The 15,358-nt window shown below is 31.9% G+C and carries 15 protein-coding genes, 1 tRNA gene, 1 pseudogene and 1 riboswitch; of the genes and pseudogenes, 6 read left to right on the plus strand and 11 right to left on the minus strand.

Annotated features, from left to right (window positions below; translation table 11 throughout):
- Positions 1–307: 307 nt before the first annotated feature.
- Both Q428_RS01900 and Q428_RS01905 read left to right on the plus strand, forming a co-directional pair.
- Entirely contained in the window at positions 308–646 is a 339-nt protein-coding gene (locus Q428_RS01900; protein WP_035377663.1) for a YtxH domain-containing protein, read from the plus strand.
- 1 nt (position 647) lies between these two features.
- Positions 648–1,034: a DUF948 domain-containing protein gene (locus Q428_RS01905; protein WP_035377665.1), complete on the plus strand. Its 387-nt coding sequence runs from the start codon at positions 648–650 to the stop codon at positions 1,032–1,034.
- A gap of 134 nt (positions 1,035–1,168) precedes the next feature.
- Here Q428_RS01905 and Q428_RS01910 read toward each other — a convergent pair whose 3' ends face one another.
- The 3 genes from Q428_RS01910 to Q428_RS01920 are packed head-to-tail and all read right to left on the minus strand — an operon-like array spanning position 1,169 to position 5,239.
- Positions 1,169–2,518 (minus strand): ABC transporter permease, encoded by a 1,350-nt coding sequence (locus Q428_RS01910; RefSeq protein WP_035377666.1) that lies wholly within the window; start codon positions 2,516–2,518, stop codon positions 1,169–1,171.
- Entirely contained in the window at positions 2,511–4,532 is a 2,022-nt protein-coding gene (locus Q428_RS01915; RefSeq protein WP_035377668.1) for a COG1361 S-layer family protein, read from the minus strand. The genes Q428_RS01910 and Q428_RS01915 overlap by 8 nt, the downstream gene beginning before the upstream one ends.
- A complete protein-coding gene (locus Q428_RS01920; RefSeq protein ID WP_035377671.1) occupies positions 4,529–5,239 on the minus strand; it encodes an ABC transporter ATP-binding protein in 711 nt (236 codons plus the stop codon). Before Q428_RS01920 ends, Q428_RS01915 begins: the two co-directional genes overlap by 4 nt.
- A 410-nt stretch (positions 5,240–5,649) precedes the next feature.
- On the opposite strand from Q428_RS01920, the gene Q428_RS01925 reads away from it, so the two are divergent.
- The 3 genes from Q428_RS01925 to Q428_RS01935 all read left to right on the plus strand — a co-directional run bounded on the left by Q428_RS01925 (position 5,650) and on the right by Q428_RS01935 (position 6,571).
- A complete protein-coding gene (locus Q428_RS01925; protein ID WP_035377672.1) occupies positions 5,650–6,030 on the plus strand; it encodes a zinc ribbon domain-containing protein in 381 nt (126 codons plus the stop codon).
- A 71-nt stretch (positions 6,031–6,101) separates the two neighbouring features.
- Positions 6,102–6,377 (plus strand): hypothetical protein, encoded by a 276-nt coding sequence (locus tag Q428_RS01930; protein ID WP_051514812.1) that lies wholly within the window; start codon positions 6,102–6,104, stop codon positions 6,375–6,377.
- Between the two features lie 119 nt (positions 6,378–6,496).
- A tRNA-Trp gene (locus tag Q428_RS01935) sits at positions 6,497–6,571 on the plus strand.
- A gap of 340 nt (positions 6,572–6,911) precedes the next feature.
- Here Q428_RS01935 and Q428_RS01940 read toward each other — a convergent pair.
- From Q428_RS01940 to Q428_RS01960, 5 genes are all read right to left on the minus strand, one after another.
- A complete protein-coding gene (locus tag Q428_RS01940) occupies positions 6,912–7,532 on the minus strand; it encodes a CBS domain-containing protein (RefSeq protein ID WP_035377674.1) in 621 nt (206 codons plus the stop codon).
- An 88-nt stretch (positions 7,533–7,620) separates the two neighbouring features.
- Complete coding sequence (rimI, locus tag Q428_RS01945; RefSeq protein ID WP_242847748.1) at positions 7,621–8,073, minus strand: ribosomal protein S18-alanine N-acetyltransferase; 453 nt, start codon at positions 8,071–8,073, stop codon at positions 7,621–7,623.
- A complete protein-coding gene (gene tsaB / locus Q428_RS01950; protein WP_035377676.1) occupies positions 8,066–8,779 on the minus strand; it encodes a tRNA (adenosine(37)-N6)-threonylcarbamoyltransferase complex dimerization subunit type 1 TsaB in 714 nt (237 codons plus the stop codon). Before tsaB ends, rimI begins: the two co-directional genes overlap by 8 nt.
- On the minus strand, positions 8,776–9,222 hold the full coding sequence (gene tsaE / locus Q428_RS01955) for a tRNA (adenosine(37)-N6)-threonylcarbamoyltransferase complex ATPase subunit type 1 TsaE (protein ID WP_035377677.1): 447 nt from the start codon (positions 9,220–9,222) through the stop codon (positions 8,776–8,778). The genes tsaB and tsaE overlap by 4 nt, the downstream gene beginning before the upstream one ends.
- 136 nt (positions 9,223–9,358) lie before the next feature.
- Positions 9,359–11,158 carry a heme NO-binding domain-containing protein gene (locus Q428_RS01960; protein WP_035377680.1) on the minus strand — a complete coding sequence of 600 codons (1,800 nt, stop codon included), beginning with the start codon at positions 11,156–11,158 and terminating at the stop codon, positions 9,359–9,361.
- Positions 11,159–11,311: 153 nt separating this feature from the next.
- On the opposite strand from Q428_RS01960, the gene Q428_RS01965 reads away from it, so the two are divergent.
- The gene (locus Q428_RS01965) at positions 11,312–12,544 is read left to right on the plus strand and encodes an HD-GYP domain-containing protein (protein WP_035377682.1); all 1,233 of its coding nucleotides are present in this window, start codon (positions 11,312–11,314) and stop codon (positions 12,542–12,544) included.
- A gap of 23 nt (positions 12,545–12,567) precedes the next feature.
- Here Q428_RS01965 and Q428_RS01970 read toward each other — a convergent pair whose 3' ends face one another.
- The 3 genes and pseudogenes from Q428_RS01970 to Q428_RS01980 form a co-directional block, all read right to left on the minus strand.
- Positions 12,568–13,155, minus strand: a complete 588-nt coding sequence (locus Q428_RS01970) for an ECF transporter S component (RefSeq protein WP_035377705.1) — start codon at positions 13,153–13,155, stop codon at positions 12,568–12,570.
- A 70-nt stretch (positions 13,156–13,225) separates the two neighbouring features.
- Positions 13,226–13,341: riboswitch (FMN riboswitch) on the minus strand.
- 57 nt (positions 13,342–13,398) lie between these two features.
- Complete coding sequence (locus tag Q428_RS01975) at positions 13,399–14,094, minus strand: Crp/Fnr family transcriptional regulator (RefSeq protein WP_035377684.1); 696 nt, start codon at positions 14,092–14,094, stop codon at positions 13,399–13,401.
- Between the two features lie 105 nt (positions 14,095–14,199).
- Positions 14,200–15,344: pseudogene (locus Q428_RS01980) on the minus strand (amidohydrolase).
- Between the last annotated feature and the right edge of the window lie 14 nt (positions 15,345–15,358).

Raw genomic sequence — 15,358 nt, forward strand, 5'->3', positions numbered from 1 at the left:
TTATCTCTCCTATAATTTATTTCACTTATATTATAGATATAAACTTAAAAAATGTAAAAGTATTTCAGACTCATTTGAAACCCAATTTCGACTTAATTCTGTATTTTTTTACAAATTCTTAATACACTTTAGTAATAATTTATGCTACACTAATTATGCGGCAACAAATAAACCCCAACCCATTTACCCATTTACCCCGGGATCCCCCCGGGCTTTTTTTTATATTTTTTATTTTTTCCAATAGTTATATTTTGTTGCTAAATATTTCCCTAAATGATACAATATAGAAAAGATTGGAGGGTTTTATATGGTAAAAAAAATTCAGTTTGACATTAACGGAAAGAAAAGGGCTAAAAAGAACCTTGCAAAGGGACTAGCTATTGGAGCTGCAGCTGGAACTGCAATTGGTGCATTAGCTGGGCTGATTTTTGCTCCAAAGTCAGGAAAAGAAACAAGAAATGAAATAAAAGAAAACGTAACATCAGGTGTTAAAAAAGCTGCTGATGAAGTTAAAAACGCTAGTAGCAAAATAGTTAATGAAGCCAAAAAACTTGTTAAAAAAGAGCCAGTTGCTGTTATTTCCAGTGATGATAATATAGAAGATGCAGTCTTAGAAGCTGCTGAAGTACCTGAAGAGGTTGAATAATATGTCCGGTGGAATTACAATTACATGGAATAGTCTTATTATAGGTATTTTGGTAGTTATCGCTGTAATAGTAGCAACATATATAGTTATTACCCTGAAAAATTTAAATCAGACAATTTCTAATCTCAATTCACTCCTAGAATCTAATAAGTCTGATATTAATTCAACGATAAAATCTTTACCCGAAATATGTCAAAATATCAAAGGTATTACTGACAGCCTTAAAGATAAAGTTGATAAGGTTGATGGATTCTTTTCAAAAAACGATGAAGTTGCAGCAACTAATGATATTGAATCGTTAATTGCCTCTTTGTCATCAGTTGTGGATGTTGTTTCTGATATTAAAAATCTTTTTTCTAAAAAGAAAAGGCACTTTCTAAAAAGATAGGGTGATATTCTCCACCTCAGATTGTTGACAAACCTGATTGTTAGTTAAAGTATGAAAAAGCCCCATGAAATCCTTCATGGGGCTAATCAATATATAACTTTTTCAACGGCTGAGGGGGATATAATCCCCCTATTTTAATCTGTCTTTATTGCCTCTAAAGCACTTATATTCATTGCCCGTCTTGCCGGTAGATAACCTGCAATTAATCCAATTAATGTAGTAAACAAAACTGCAGCTAGTGCAAGCCACATAGGTATTATAGATATCTTTGAGCCTGTATACATAACTTCTCCAAAAAATCTTCCACCATATAGGTTAAGCAATTTTGAAGTAAGTATACTGACAATTAATCCAAAAACTCCTCCCATTAATCCTATCACAGATGATTCGAAGAGAAACATCCTTTTAATATCCTTTAAGGAAGCTCCTATAACTTTCATAACACCGATTTCTTTTCTTCTTTCATATATCGCCATAACCATTGTATTTGTTATACCAATTGTTGCAACTAAAAGAGAAATAGCTCCTATACCTCCAAAGATAAGCTGCAACGTATTGGCATATTTATTCATTTGTTCAGCTATATCCAAGAGACTGCTTGCCTCATAACCTGCTTTCTTTATCCTATTCTGTATTTCTTTTATATCTTTAATGTCTTTAACCTTTATTCTTATCTCCTCATAGCCAATGTTTGAAATCTTATTGCCCCTTGATCTATCATATTTTTTTTTTAATGCTCTAACCTCATCAAGAGGCATATAAACATTATAATCCTTTTCATTCTGTCCCGGACTTAAAATTCCAATTCCCTTAACTAAAGTATTATCAATCTTCTTTCTGCTGGCTATACTTGTTTGTTGTTCAATACTATTTTCAATCTGAACAGGTGGTCTATCTATTTCACTACCCATATCAAAGGTCATTAACATCTTATCTTTTAAAGGATTTACATTTGCCTTTCTCTTTTGATTTCCATAATTACCATAAAAATTACCGTTTTGTTTAGGATTTTGAAAGAAATAGGGTACCTCACTCCCAAAAACCAAACAACTTTTATCTGCAACATTCAAAAGCCTGCCTTCTCCTATTTTAAATTCAAATGTTTCCATTAAATCTGGATTTATCCCCATAATAGTAACATATGCTACATATTTCCCTGATTTCAACTGAGCCTGAGTATATAAAATTGGCATAACAGCTTCAACACCATTAAACTTTCCCAAGGTTGCTACATCTTTGTCATTTAGAGTTTTAGACTGGCTGTTAAAGCCAGAAGAATTATATGAAGGCCTGACAGTTATTACATTTATACTACCCATAGAATTAATACTTTCTTTATAACTTTCCTTCATGGCTATTCCTAAAGATACCATTGATATAATTGCAAGGGTACCTATTACTATTCCCAGTGTTGTTAAAAAGGTTCTCAGTTTTCTTCTAAACAGGTTTTTGAATCCAAATTTCATTAAATCAATGCTATTCATCTAACTCAAAACCTTTCTTTCTTGACCTTACTTTTTTTACAATTATTATCAATGCAATTAAAACCACCAATGAAGAAACTGATACTATAATTATTGTTTTCCTGCTAAGTTTTTTAGGACTTTGCTCCTGTTGAATCTCTCCCCCATTGAAATTCGGATCCATTGGTGGTGCATCTATTACATTTAAAGTGAAATCTCTAATTACTTCCTCCTGATTCCCCTTTGGATCTTCATAAACAAATATTATCCGTCCCCTCAAATCTCCTGAAGAACTTGGGATTATCTCAACCTCATATGTATCACTACTGCCAATATCAAAATTTCCGATATATTGACTTGACTTTGATACTTTGAAATTACCTTCAGTTTTAATCATTAAATTACTCATTTTTGTTTTTCCTGTATTGTAGAAATCTATTGAAATTGAAAAGGGCTGTCCTAAATATGCTTCAGGTGGCAATTGTATCTCACCTGTTCTAAGCTGTGAATTCTGCTCTACAGTAATCCCAACTAGCTCTTGCGCTGTGTATGCTGTACCATCTGAACCTTCATATTCTAAATTAACTGTTATAGTGTATGTCTTTGGCTTTGCATCTGGTACTGAACACATAGTTATACTCTTTGTTATACTCTCCTTAGGTAAAATCTCATCTATATAGAAAGTGTTGCTGCTGTTTACTGGCATAAAAATATTTCCTGTTTCGCTACTCTTCTCGTCAACTGTTAAAAATGCTTTTATATTTTTCACAGTTTTTGTTGAATTTGTGTTTAAAAATGACATTTCTAAATCAAAATTATTTCCTGCCTTTACAATGCTAGGAGTTACTTTGTAGCTGCTTATTATAACCTTGGGTACTCCCTTGGCTGTTTCTTCCTTTGAAATAAACACACTGATCTTTTTCTTTATAACGTTTTCCCTCTGTTTACCATATTGGATTTCAATATTTATTGGATAATTTTTACTTTCAATATTAGCTATAGATTGAAACATAAATTTTACATTATATGTTTTACCTGCATCAATCCTTGTTATTGACTTTATATCTTGAGATCTGCATATTAAAAAATCTCCCCCATCCACATTAACAGTTAAATTTTCAGCTGTTTCTGTGCCGTTATTCAGTACATCAAAGGATATTTCAAATATATCTCTGGCTTTTATATCGTTTAAGCTTGTTTTAACATTGTCAATAGTTAGACTTACGTACTTTGTCTCAGATATATTATTTACCTTAACATAGATTGTTTCACTGTCTTCGAATTTGTCATGGAAGGCATTTTCATATGTATATTTAAAAGTTATGGGATATGTATCAGCCTTAGCATCTTTTTTAACAATAAAAGAATAGCTCATATTAAAAGGTTTACTAGAATTTAATTGCTCAATTTTCTGAACTAAATTGCCCTTGTTTACCTGAAATACAGTGTTTTCTCCTAACAATGGTTTTACAATAACATTAAGTGCCTGGTTTGAAGAAAGATTTTTTAATGATAAATCAAGTTTTAATATTTCTCCTGCTTCTACTTGCGGCATTTCAATATCACCAAAAGAAAGGTTTGGCACAACTTTGTTTGTATCAACTGATGGTGGATTATTATTTTTACTGTCTGGAATTGCATTTATCCCAACATAGTTTGATGTCTGTTTATCGCCATTATATTTTACAATAAAATGAAAATTAGTGTCTTCTCCGCCATTATATACAAGCTTAAATTTAATTGGAACGGAACTTGAATTTGCAGGTATTATCTTCCCAGTATCGATTATTCTTCCATAACTTTTAGAGTAATATGATCCTGGCTCTATTATTATCTGAACATCCTTTGCGTCTTCACTTCCTACGTTTTTCAAATTCAAGGTTATATTGAATTCATATCCCTTCATTATGGTTCCTGCATCTACCGAATATCCATCAACTACGATATCATTGGTTTCCTCTGCCATTACAATCTTAGCTGTAAAACTGCAAAAAACAATTATAAAAATTAAAATCTTACTTATTATCCTTTTCATTCTTTCTTCCCTTCTTCACTGAATTTTTCATTTATTTTTAAAATCTTTCCGTCCTGAACATATATTACTTTATTTACAAAGGAAGCAGTTTCTACATCATGTGTTACCAGAATTAAGGTCTGTGCATTTTCCTTCACCATATTTGTAATAAGCTCCATGATTTCTAAAGTAGTTTTGGTATCTAGGTTTCCTGTTGGTTCATCAGCAAAGAGAATTTCAGGATCAGATACCAGTGCCCTGGCTATACTTACCCTCTGCTGCTGTCCTCCACTCATCTGTGAGGGTTTATGAAACAATCTATTCCCTAATCCCACAGCATTTAAAATTTCCCTTGCCTTTTTTTCTCTCTTTGCCCTTGGAATGCCTGCAAAAATAAGTGGTAATGTAACGTTTTCTAAAGCATTTAAATTGGGAAGTAAATTATATGACTGAAAAACAAAACCAATATTTCTTTGTCTGAATTTTGTTACCTGGTTTTCATTCATTTTCTCCAAGTGTTTACCTTTTATTATTATTTCACCCTTGGAAGGCTTTTCAAGTCCAGCAAGCATATTTAACAGTGTTGATTTTCCTGAACCCGAGGTACCTAAGATAGAGCACAGTTCTCCTTTTTTTATAGTTAAATTTATATTATCAAGGGCTATTACCTTTTCTTCCCCCATTCGGTATACCTTCCTTAAGTTATTTACTCTTATTATTTCTTCCACATCATCACCCCCAAGACATTGATTATTAAATCTATTAAAATAAAGGAAGGTTATGGTTATATTACCATAATATCATATTTTATGATTATAAGGTTAAAATTTAGTTACAGTTATTACAAATTAATATATTTTTTATCAATATAATTTTCATATCTAATTTTTAAGCTTTATTATGACAATTTCCCGGGTAATTATCATTTTTTTGTGAAATACAACACAATAAATTTGGTTTCTTTGTATAAATGGCAAAATTACTTTTATTCTGTTGAAAGAAATTATTAATTTAGACTTTTTTCTAAGTTCTCTAATACTTTTTCTCACAGATTTTATTCACTATGTATGTTAAAATATGACCTTTAAAATGTTATAATTAAATGGTTACCTAATCATTATGACAAGGCGGTGTTCCAATGTTTTTTATTGGTATATTCGGTATTGAAAATAAAGAGAAAGAAATAAAAGATATAAAAAATGTTTTGTGCAATAACTGCGGTTCTCTTACCTCCTATAAGCTGATAAAAACTTACACTTTCTTTCATATTTTCTTTATTCCTTTATTCAAATGGAACAAAAAATACTTCTTGATTTCAAGATGCTGTAATAATATTTGGGAAATACCCTTAGACATAGGTGGAAAATTAGAGGGGGAAGGGAATGTCACAATGGACTTTAACCAGTTTGAAAATATAACCAAGGCAGATGATAATTATAAATCCATATGTCCTGTATGTGGAAGTAATATCCATAACAATTATGTTTATTGTCCATTTTGTGGTTCTAAAATCAACTAGGTTTCTCTGTAAAAATCATGAAGCCTTTCCTTATATTTGTCATATTATATATGGAAAGGTAGGTGTTAAGCATGGTTTATTGGGGTGTTTTATCGATAATAATAATACTAGTGGTGTACTATTTCGCCAATAAAACATATGCTAAGAAAATTGCTTTAGAATTAATGCTTTATGTGGAGAAAAAAGCTGAAGAACTGTCATTAAAGGAAGGTAAAGAAAAATTTCAATGGGTTTTATCACAATACGATAAACTTCCTTCAGTGGTTAAAACTGTTGTTTCAAAGGAAGCATTTGAATATTTAATTCAAAAACTATTTGATGAGGCCTTGAATAGACTTTCTCAATGATTCAGATGATTTGAAACCCCTTTGTAAATTTTAGGTAGAAGGATGTAGAATTTCTAAAAATATTTTGGTGATAACCTATTGCAAATTCAATAAAAGTATTATATAATAAATCATGTCGCAGGGGCATGGCTCAACGGTAGAGTAGTGGTCTCCAAAACCATTGGTTGTGGGTTCGAATCCTACTGCCCCTGCCAATTTAAGAGATAATTATAACCGCAAAGTAAAGACTTTGCGGTTTTTTTATTTTTCTAAATGACAATCACTTATATTCGTCCCTTTGCTGTTGCATGTTCTATTTCTATTTTAAAAATCTTTACTTTGTTGTAGGATTTTTCAATATATTCATTCCCTTCTTTTTTATTATCCCTCCATAGATTATACTCATCATTATTTCAATAAATTTTTTTAAATTTACCATGAATAAATTATTTAATTAATGTCAATAATCATAATGAAATAGCTTCCCATGGCTTATATCCCCCGAAAAGACCAAGGACTAAATGTCCTTGGTCTTTTCACATTTTATTGCCAAATCTATTGTATTCTAAATCCAGCCTTCCTTAAGGCATCAGATATTTCAATAAAATTATCTGCTTTAATTCGAAGTGATATTTCCTTAACATCAGTTTTAACTTTGGGATCAATAACAACAAAGCTTATAATATCCCCACCAAGTCTTGTTATTATTTCTGAAAGTTTAGTTATCTGTCCCGGTATATCATAAGCTATAACCGTAAGTTTTTTACCTTTGTTTATACCCATTATTTCTTTAAATGCTTTAAAGATAGCATAATGGGTTATAATCCCGTTAAATTCATTCTTATCATCTACTATGGCAACAAATGGAACGTCGTAAATTTCCAAGGAATGTGCTGCTTTCTCAATATCATCATATGGTTTTAATATTGGTATATCCCCTCTTACTAACTCAGTAACCTTTGTTTGTTTTAAGTATTCATCCTTTTCCCCGCCACATAAAAAAAATTGTGAATAAATCTTTTCCCTGGAGATTACTCCGAAAAATTTTCTATTTTCAATTACAGGTATTGATAAAAAATTTCTTAAATTCATTTTCTCCAAGGCATCCTTGAGGGTATCATTTGGTGATACCGTTATTAGTTCATGTGCCTCAAGCATTAAAGCCTTAACATACATAAAAAACCCTCCCCTCCATCGTCTAATAAACGCTATAGAAAAATATATCTTGAACTAGTATATTGGCATAATCATCTAATTATGTTCACTAATTTATATCATATTTCCACATAATCAAAGCGTCTTCTTTCGTATCATGATAATAGCCCTTCCTGATAGCAGTTTCCTTAAAGCCGTACTTTTTATATAAATTAATAGCAGGAAGGTTATTTACTCTGACCTCTAATGTCATGGCAGTTAAATTTTCATCACGTGATAGTTTTATCAATTCCTCAACTAAAACATTACCAAGTCCAAATCCCCTGTAATCTGGATGAACTGCAATATTAGTTATATGACCTTCATCAAGCATTACCCATAGTCCAGCATATGCAACGACTCTATTATCTATAATTATAACCTTATATCTTGAACATTTATTTCTAGTTAACTCTGATATGAAGGCATCCCTTGACCAAGGAGTTTTAAAACTTAGTTTTTCAATTACAACCACTTCATCTACATGATCTAAGGTCATATCAAGAACTTTAAAATCAATCAAGTGTAACACCCATCTTTCTCTCATATTCCCTTTCAGCCTGGGATTTTCTTAAATATATTGGGCTATATGTATATATATTATCTACTTCTCCCTTTGACAATCTGATTTTTGCCAATTCAGCTATTGAAGATGCCCTTGGCATCCTAGTAGAAAATGGTGCAAAACCAGCCCTATCTTGTAATTTCTCAATAATTTTACCTTTATGCAGCTCAACTGCATCTCCGCAGAAAATAATTTTTTCTGTCCTGTCTTTAAGACTATCCATTACTTCATCTATATGTAATGCCTGATAATCTGAAATTTTATAAAGCTCTCTATTCTGCCATGTATAAAATGCTGTATATACATTATCCCTTAGAGCATCCATTATTGGACAGATTATTCCCTCAAAACCTACCTGTTGAAAGGCTATTGCATCCAAACTGGATATACCTAAAAACTTTTTATTTCCCCCTTGGGCTATCCCCTTTGCCGCAGCAACCCCAATTCTAAGCCCTGTAAATGACCCAGGACCACCTGATACCGCTACTGCATCTATGTCATTAATTGTTAAGTCTAACATTTTTAATATTTCTTCTATCATTGGAAATAAAACAGTTGAATGCTGAAGCTTGTGATTTAGAAAAATTTCTGATTGCAGTTTATCATCATCTAGCACTGCTACAGTTGCAGCACTACTTGAAGAATCTATTGCAAGTATTCTCATTTTCTCATCTCCTTAAGAAATTCAAGATTTCTATCACTTTTAATTTCAAACTCTCTCACTGTATCATCTATCTTATAAACGTTAATATAAATAGTATTTGATGGCAACAGCTCCTTAACTATGTTTCCCCATTCTATAATGCATGCTCCGTTTCCATATAGGTATTCATCAAAACCAATTTCATACATTTCCTGAATATCATCTATTCTATAAACATCAAAATGATATAGAGGCAACCTTCCACAATATTCGTTTACTATTGTAAATGTTGGACTAGTAATATAATCCTTAACACCCATTCCTTCTGCTATACCCTTTGTCAAATGGGTTTTACCAGCACCTAAATCCCCATTTAATGATATAACATCCCCAACTATTAAATTCTTCCCAATCTTAATTCCTAATTCATATGTTTCCTCTGGACTTTTTGTTATTATATTCATTTCCTACACCAACCTTTGTATAATCAATATACATTATATATTTTAACCATAAATACTGCAACGTGAAAGAACACAAAAGAACATATCTAATTTAAATGCTGATAAGAAGAAAAGGTGCCTTAAGGCACCTTAAAAACTAGATTTTATATACATCTATATCTTCACTGAAATGCTTTGTAATTGTTTTAAACTCATTTATACTGTTAGTTAATTTTTTAATTTCTTCGGTATAACTGCTGACATTAGCACTTACCTCCTGAGAAGATGCAGAATTTTCCTCTGCTATTGCTGCCAGTGATTCTATTTTTTCATAAACACTTGAAATAGAATCTGTTTCCTGCTCCAGCTTATTTGAAGTTTCTATCATCTTTTCTGTTACTTGTTTTATTTTATCCTTTGCATCACTGCTTCCCTTAACCGCCTCATTTAATTTTATGTTTTCTTCCTTCAACACATCAAATTGTTCTCCAACTCCTGAAACAAGGCCTTCAACCCTCGTAATAAACTCCATAAGATTTGAATTTATGTCATCAACAGCTCTTTGAGATTGTTCTGCAAGCTTTCTAACTTCATCTGCTACAACAGCAAATCCCCTGCCTGCTTCTCCTGCCCTTGCCGCCTCAATAGATGCATTTAAAGCTAACAGGTTTGTCTGTGAGGCAATAGATGAAACTAAAGCTACTATCTCGTTTATTCCCCTTGCCTTTTCCTGAAGTTCTATACTGCTATTTTTAACTATACCAAAACTTTCTAAAATTCCATTTAACTTGTCAGCGGTTACTTTTACATTTCTAAAACTTGTCTCTATTTTTTCCACAGCATCCTCAAGTTCTTCTTTATTCTCCATCTCTAATTGAACAGCATTTTTAATAGATTCTACATTTGTATTAAGCAGAGCAACTGAAGACTCTGTTTCTTCCGCCTGCATCATAGCAGCAGTTGCCAGTTGTTCAACAACCCCTGAAATTTCCTCAGAAGTATGACTCATTTTATCTGATATTGAATTCAATGTAGTACTGAATGTTGTCATCTCGTCGGTTAAACCCTTGAAACCAACAAAATCCTTCCTTACACTGTCTTTATATGAATTTATCAGATCGTATATTTCTTCATATATATCATTAGTTTCTATTTTACCCTTTTCAGCATAATTATGCTTTTTCAGAAGCTCCAATTGTTCTATAATAGCCATTGCAGGACGATTTATAAACTTTGATGCTATTATTGTAGAAATTAGAGCTGTTATAAATGAAGTATAAAGTGCTATATCCTTGGAAATAACACTAAGTCCAAAAGTAATACCAAAGAATATTATTGATGCAAGTAATGCTGTTTTTACACTTATATCCTTAATGAATCCAAATGATATAAACTTATTAAGTCCATATCTTTTTCTTAAATATATTTCATTCTGAAAAGTAAGTTTCAACTTTAATGTATCTGATGTCTTTGAAAGCTCCTGAATATTAATAACCTCTTTATAATGCTTACTGGCTCCATCTATCAAACCAAGGAAATAGTCAAACATTCCACGCTTTGAATTATACGTAAATACAGCTTCTCTATCTGATACAGGCTCTAAGCTTAATATCGGCGGCTTTGCTCCTGGAATTCTTTTAACAACTACCATATGAACATCATACATTGATTTTAAAAAGCTGTATAAGCTATCATGTTTGAAAAATGCAGGATAATCCTTTGAGAATGTTGATATATTTTCATTACCAATAGCCCTCCATAATTGCCCGGTTGTAATTCCTGCCTCCTTTGATATGTATGACATAATTCTGTTAACCTTGTCATCTTCAACATCTTCTATTGGTGAAAATGTTTTATCCTTAGGTAAACCTGCATTCTCTAATGCTCTGTTAACAATATCATCATTATGCAGTTTTCTACATGTTTTAATCCATGTTGAAACAGCTGTTCCTTTCATGTAAATAACACCTCCATGTAAAAAATATTATTTAATATTTAAAATTAATTAATAATATTTATCTATAATTATATTATACTAGATTATTTTGTAGAATTAAATTATTATATTGTATATATCGACTGTATTTTTTATAAAATTATAGGAGGGCACATGGATAACATAAATTTATTTCAATTAATTTCCGCTTTATCCTTTGCTATAGATTTAGCAGAAACAAGTATTTCTATGGAAAATGATTTTTTTAAATCTTTCTCTGAAATAAATACAAAACATAAATTCTTAAATCATTCAAAAAGAACAAGTTATATTTCATTAAAGCTGGCTCTGGAAATGTCAAAGGAAAATGACTTTTTAAGAAAAGTATTTATTGCTTCTTCCCTTCACGACATTGGAGCAGCAGGGTTTATAGATGAATCTCATACTGAATCACGCTTTGTCATCCAGCATTCCATGAAGGGAAGCGATTTGATTAAAAAATTGCCTTTAATGGATGATGAAGTTTCCTCATATATTAAATTCCACCATGAAAATTATAATGGTTCTGGTCCCTTTGGGCTAAAAGGTGATGAAATCCCTTTGATTTCTCAGATTATAAGGCTGGCAGACACATTTGAGCTTCTTTACAACGATAATAAACCCAATTATGTACAAAGAGAAAAAATATTATCCTTTCTGAAGGATAATGAAGGACATATCTTTGCTCCATATGTTTTTGATATTTTTCTTCAAATACAAAGCAAAGATGCATTTTGGTGGGATATTGAAAATATAAGTTCTTTACCTGATATCATTGAGAAGGTAAGTCCTAATATTTCAGTATTTATAGGTTTAATTGATTTAAAAAACATCGCCCAGGTTTTTGCTGATATCATAGATACAAAAAGCCCATTTACTTTTAAACATTCAACAAATTTAACAAAATTAATCTCAAATGCTTCAGATTATCTTGGATTTAATACAAACAAAAAGACAAGATTTGAGATCTCAGCATTGATGCATGATATTGGAAAACTTGCAATCCCTAATTCTATTTTGGACAAAAACGGCAAATTAACAGATAAAGAATTTACTATTATGAAATCTCATACATATTATACAAGGGCTGTACTATCAAGAATCAACGGTTTTAGTGATATAACAAACTGGGCTGCCAATCACCATGAAAAGCTTAGTGGTAGGGGTTATCCCTTTGGCATTGAAGGCAATAACCTTTCTTTAGAGGAAAGGATTATGTCCGTTTGTGATATGTATGAAGCTTTAACTGCAGATAGACCATATAGAAAGGGTATGTCTAAAGATGACGCTCTAAAAATAATAGATAATTCCGCAACAAATGGAGATATTTGCAATAACGCAGTTAATATTTTAAAGGAAATAATATAAGGCAGGATATATCCTGCCTTATATTATTTATGCAAAATTGGTGAAACCTTTTTATACATTAAGAAAACAATAAGTGATATAACAGTCCCCTTTAAAAGGTTAAAGGGCATTATGCTATATGCTATAAGTGTGTAAGGATCCTTTACTGCACTATTAACCTTTGCTGTCATCTGAACAACTGCACTTATTGGGAATCCTAAAAATTTCTCATACAACGGCAAAAACAAGTAATAATTTCCTACTGAAGCCACAAGTGCCATTACTAGAACCCCTGCTAATAAGCTTATCAGGGCATTCTTTTTTGACTTCTGATGTCTGTATAAACTTCCTGCAGTTACAACCATAGCTGAACCTACAATAAAGTTTGCCAGCTCTCCAATCCCTAACATCCCAGGTTTTACCGTAAAGTGTAATACATTTTTTATAAGTTCAATTAGAACACCAGCCAGTGGCCCCATTGCAAAGGCACCTAAAAGCGCAGGCACATCGCTTACATCCAGCTTCAAAAAACTTGGGAAAATGGGCAGCGGTAATTCAAAAAACATCAATATAAATGCCATTGATGCCAGAACCCCTACCTTGATTAGCTTTACTAGTTTTTTGTTTTTCATAATACTCCTCCTTTTACCCAGGGCAAGAGCAATAAAAAAGCCACTGAAATCCTTCAGCGGCATGTAAACACTCCATCTTCTCTCATCCAGACTATAACTGTCGGCTCTGGAATTTCACCAGATCATGCCTTTCGGCTCGCGGGCTTTACCGCCGGTAGGGAATTACACCCTGCCCTGAAGATTATAATACTATGATAATACTTTATAGATACTTTTTCAATAAGTTTTACTGAAATTTCTAATTTATATTACAAATCTTTGTAGATCCATAATCTTAATAAATCTTCTCTTAGTTTCTATTATTCCCTCTTTTCTCATCTCTGCAATTACCCTTGATAGGGTTTCTCTGGTCATGTTTAAAATCAATGCAATTTCAGATAGATTTACATCTAGTGTTACAAGTACATTACCTTCATCATCTATTCTGCCAAAATCATTAAAATGTTCTATAACAAAATTAGTAAAGGTTGACCTACAACCCCCCATCATCAGGTTGCCTTGTCTTTTGGTAAAACTTCTCATAGCATTGATAAGAATTTTATTAAAGATAATATTAAATTCAAGATGGTTGTCCATATAATCCTTTAAATAATCTTTATCAATTGCATAAATACTACAGTTAGTTAATGCCTTATAATTTGATGTATGAGTCATATCTATCATGCTTGATATTCCAAAAAATTCACCTGCCATTAGATATCCATGGGTGTGTTCCTTATCCTTTAAATCCTTTCTTGTTAAAATAACCTTTCCTCTTTCGATTAAATATATATAATCATCCTTTAAACCTTCTTTTGCTATAAATTCATCCTTAGAATAGTATATTTTTTTGACAATATCTTTTATTTCTTCTTTAAAAAAATCAAGGGTTTCATTGTATGAAGTAATTGCTTTACTATTTTGTGATGTTATACTGTAAAACAGCTCTGCGTTTGCCATAACTCCCCCGCCTTTTAACAAATTATTTACTCAAACTTATTATCGTATTAAAATTTATTTATATTAGCTTTTTTAACAAAAAAGTGATGATTTCTCATCACTTTTTTACTTATATGCAATTTCGCCATTAACAATAACATATTTTACTGAGCTTTTTATTTCAAGGGGATTCCCGTCAAATATCACTAAATCTGCATCCTTTCCAATTTCAATTGATCCAACTCTGTTATCAATACCCAATATTTTTGCAGGATTTATTGTTATCGTTTCGAGTGCTTTTATATCGTCTAATCCTTCCTTTGCAGAAAGTGCTGCACACAGGGGTAAATATTCTATGCAGGTTACTGGATGGTCCGTTGTTATAGCTGTTAAAATACCGTTATTTATAAATTCCCTTACAGTTTTAAAGGTTTTCCCCTTAGTTTCAACCTTTTTTCTAAAAGTCATGGTTGGTCCTATTATAACAGGTAAGTTTCTGTTTTTTATTTCATCCATCAGCAAAATACCGTCACTACAATGATCTAAGGTTATTTTAATATTAAACTCATCAGCTATTCTAAGTGCAGTCATAATATCATCAGCTCTATGTACATGGAGTTTTAATGGAATTTCACCCTTTAAAACTGGTATCATCTCTTCAAATTTCATATCCTCATCAAAAAATTCTCCCTTTTCCAGGCTTTTTCTTTTTTCTTCATATAATTTTGTGTTCTCTTCAATATATCCCTTAGTAAATATGCAATACCCATTCTTGTAACAGGTGTTTTTCCCTTGCTGCCATAAACCCTTTTTGGATTTTCTCCAAGAGCTCCTTTCATGGCCGCCTTTTCCTTAATAATCATATCAAATTTACTTTTTCCATAGGTTTTAATGATACTAAAGGTTCCTCCTACAACATTTGCACTTCCAGGCCCTGTACAGACAGTTGTAATCCCAGCCTTTAAGGCTATATCAAAGGTTTCTTCATAAAAATTAACTCCATCAAGTCCGTTAAGATAGGGTGTTATTGGGTCAGAATATTCATTTACATCTTCTCCTGCAGCTCCTGCATATGGTTCTTCAAGACCTATGTGGCAATGTGCCTCTATAAAGCCTGGTAAAACCCACATACCCTTTGCGTCGATTACGTCACAATTTGCAGATAAATTTTGTCCTACATCGATAATCTTTCCTTCGTGAATCAATACATCTCCCCTATCAAGTATTCTTCCTGCCATGGTTAATACTTTTGCATCTTTAATAAGAAGCATACCTATACCCCCTT

The organism is Fervidicella metallireducens AeB, assembly GCF_000601455.1.
Lineage (GTDB): Bacteria > Bacillota > Clostridia > Clostridiales > Caloramatoraceae > Fervidicella > Fervidicella metallireducens.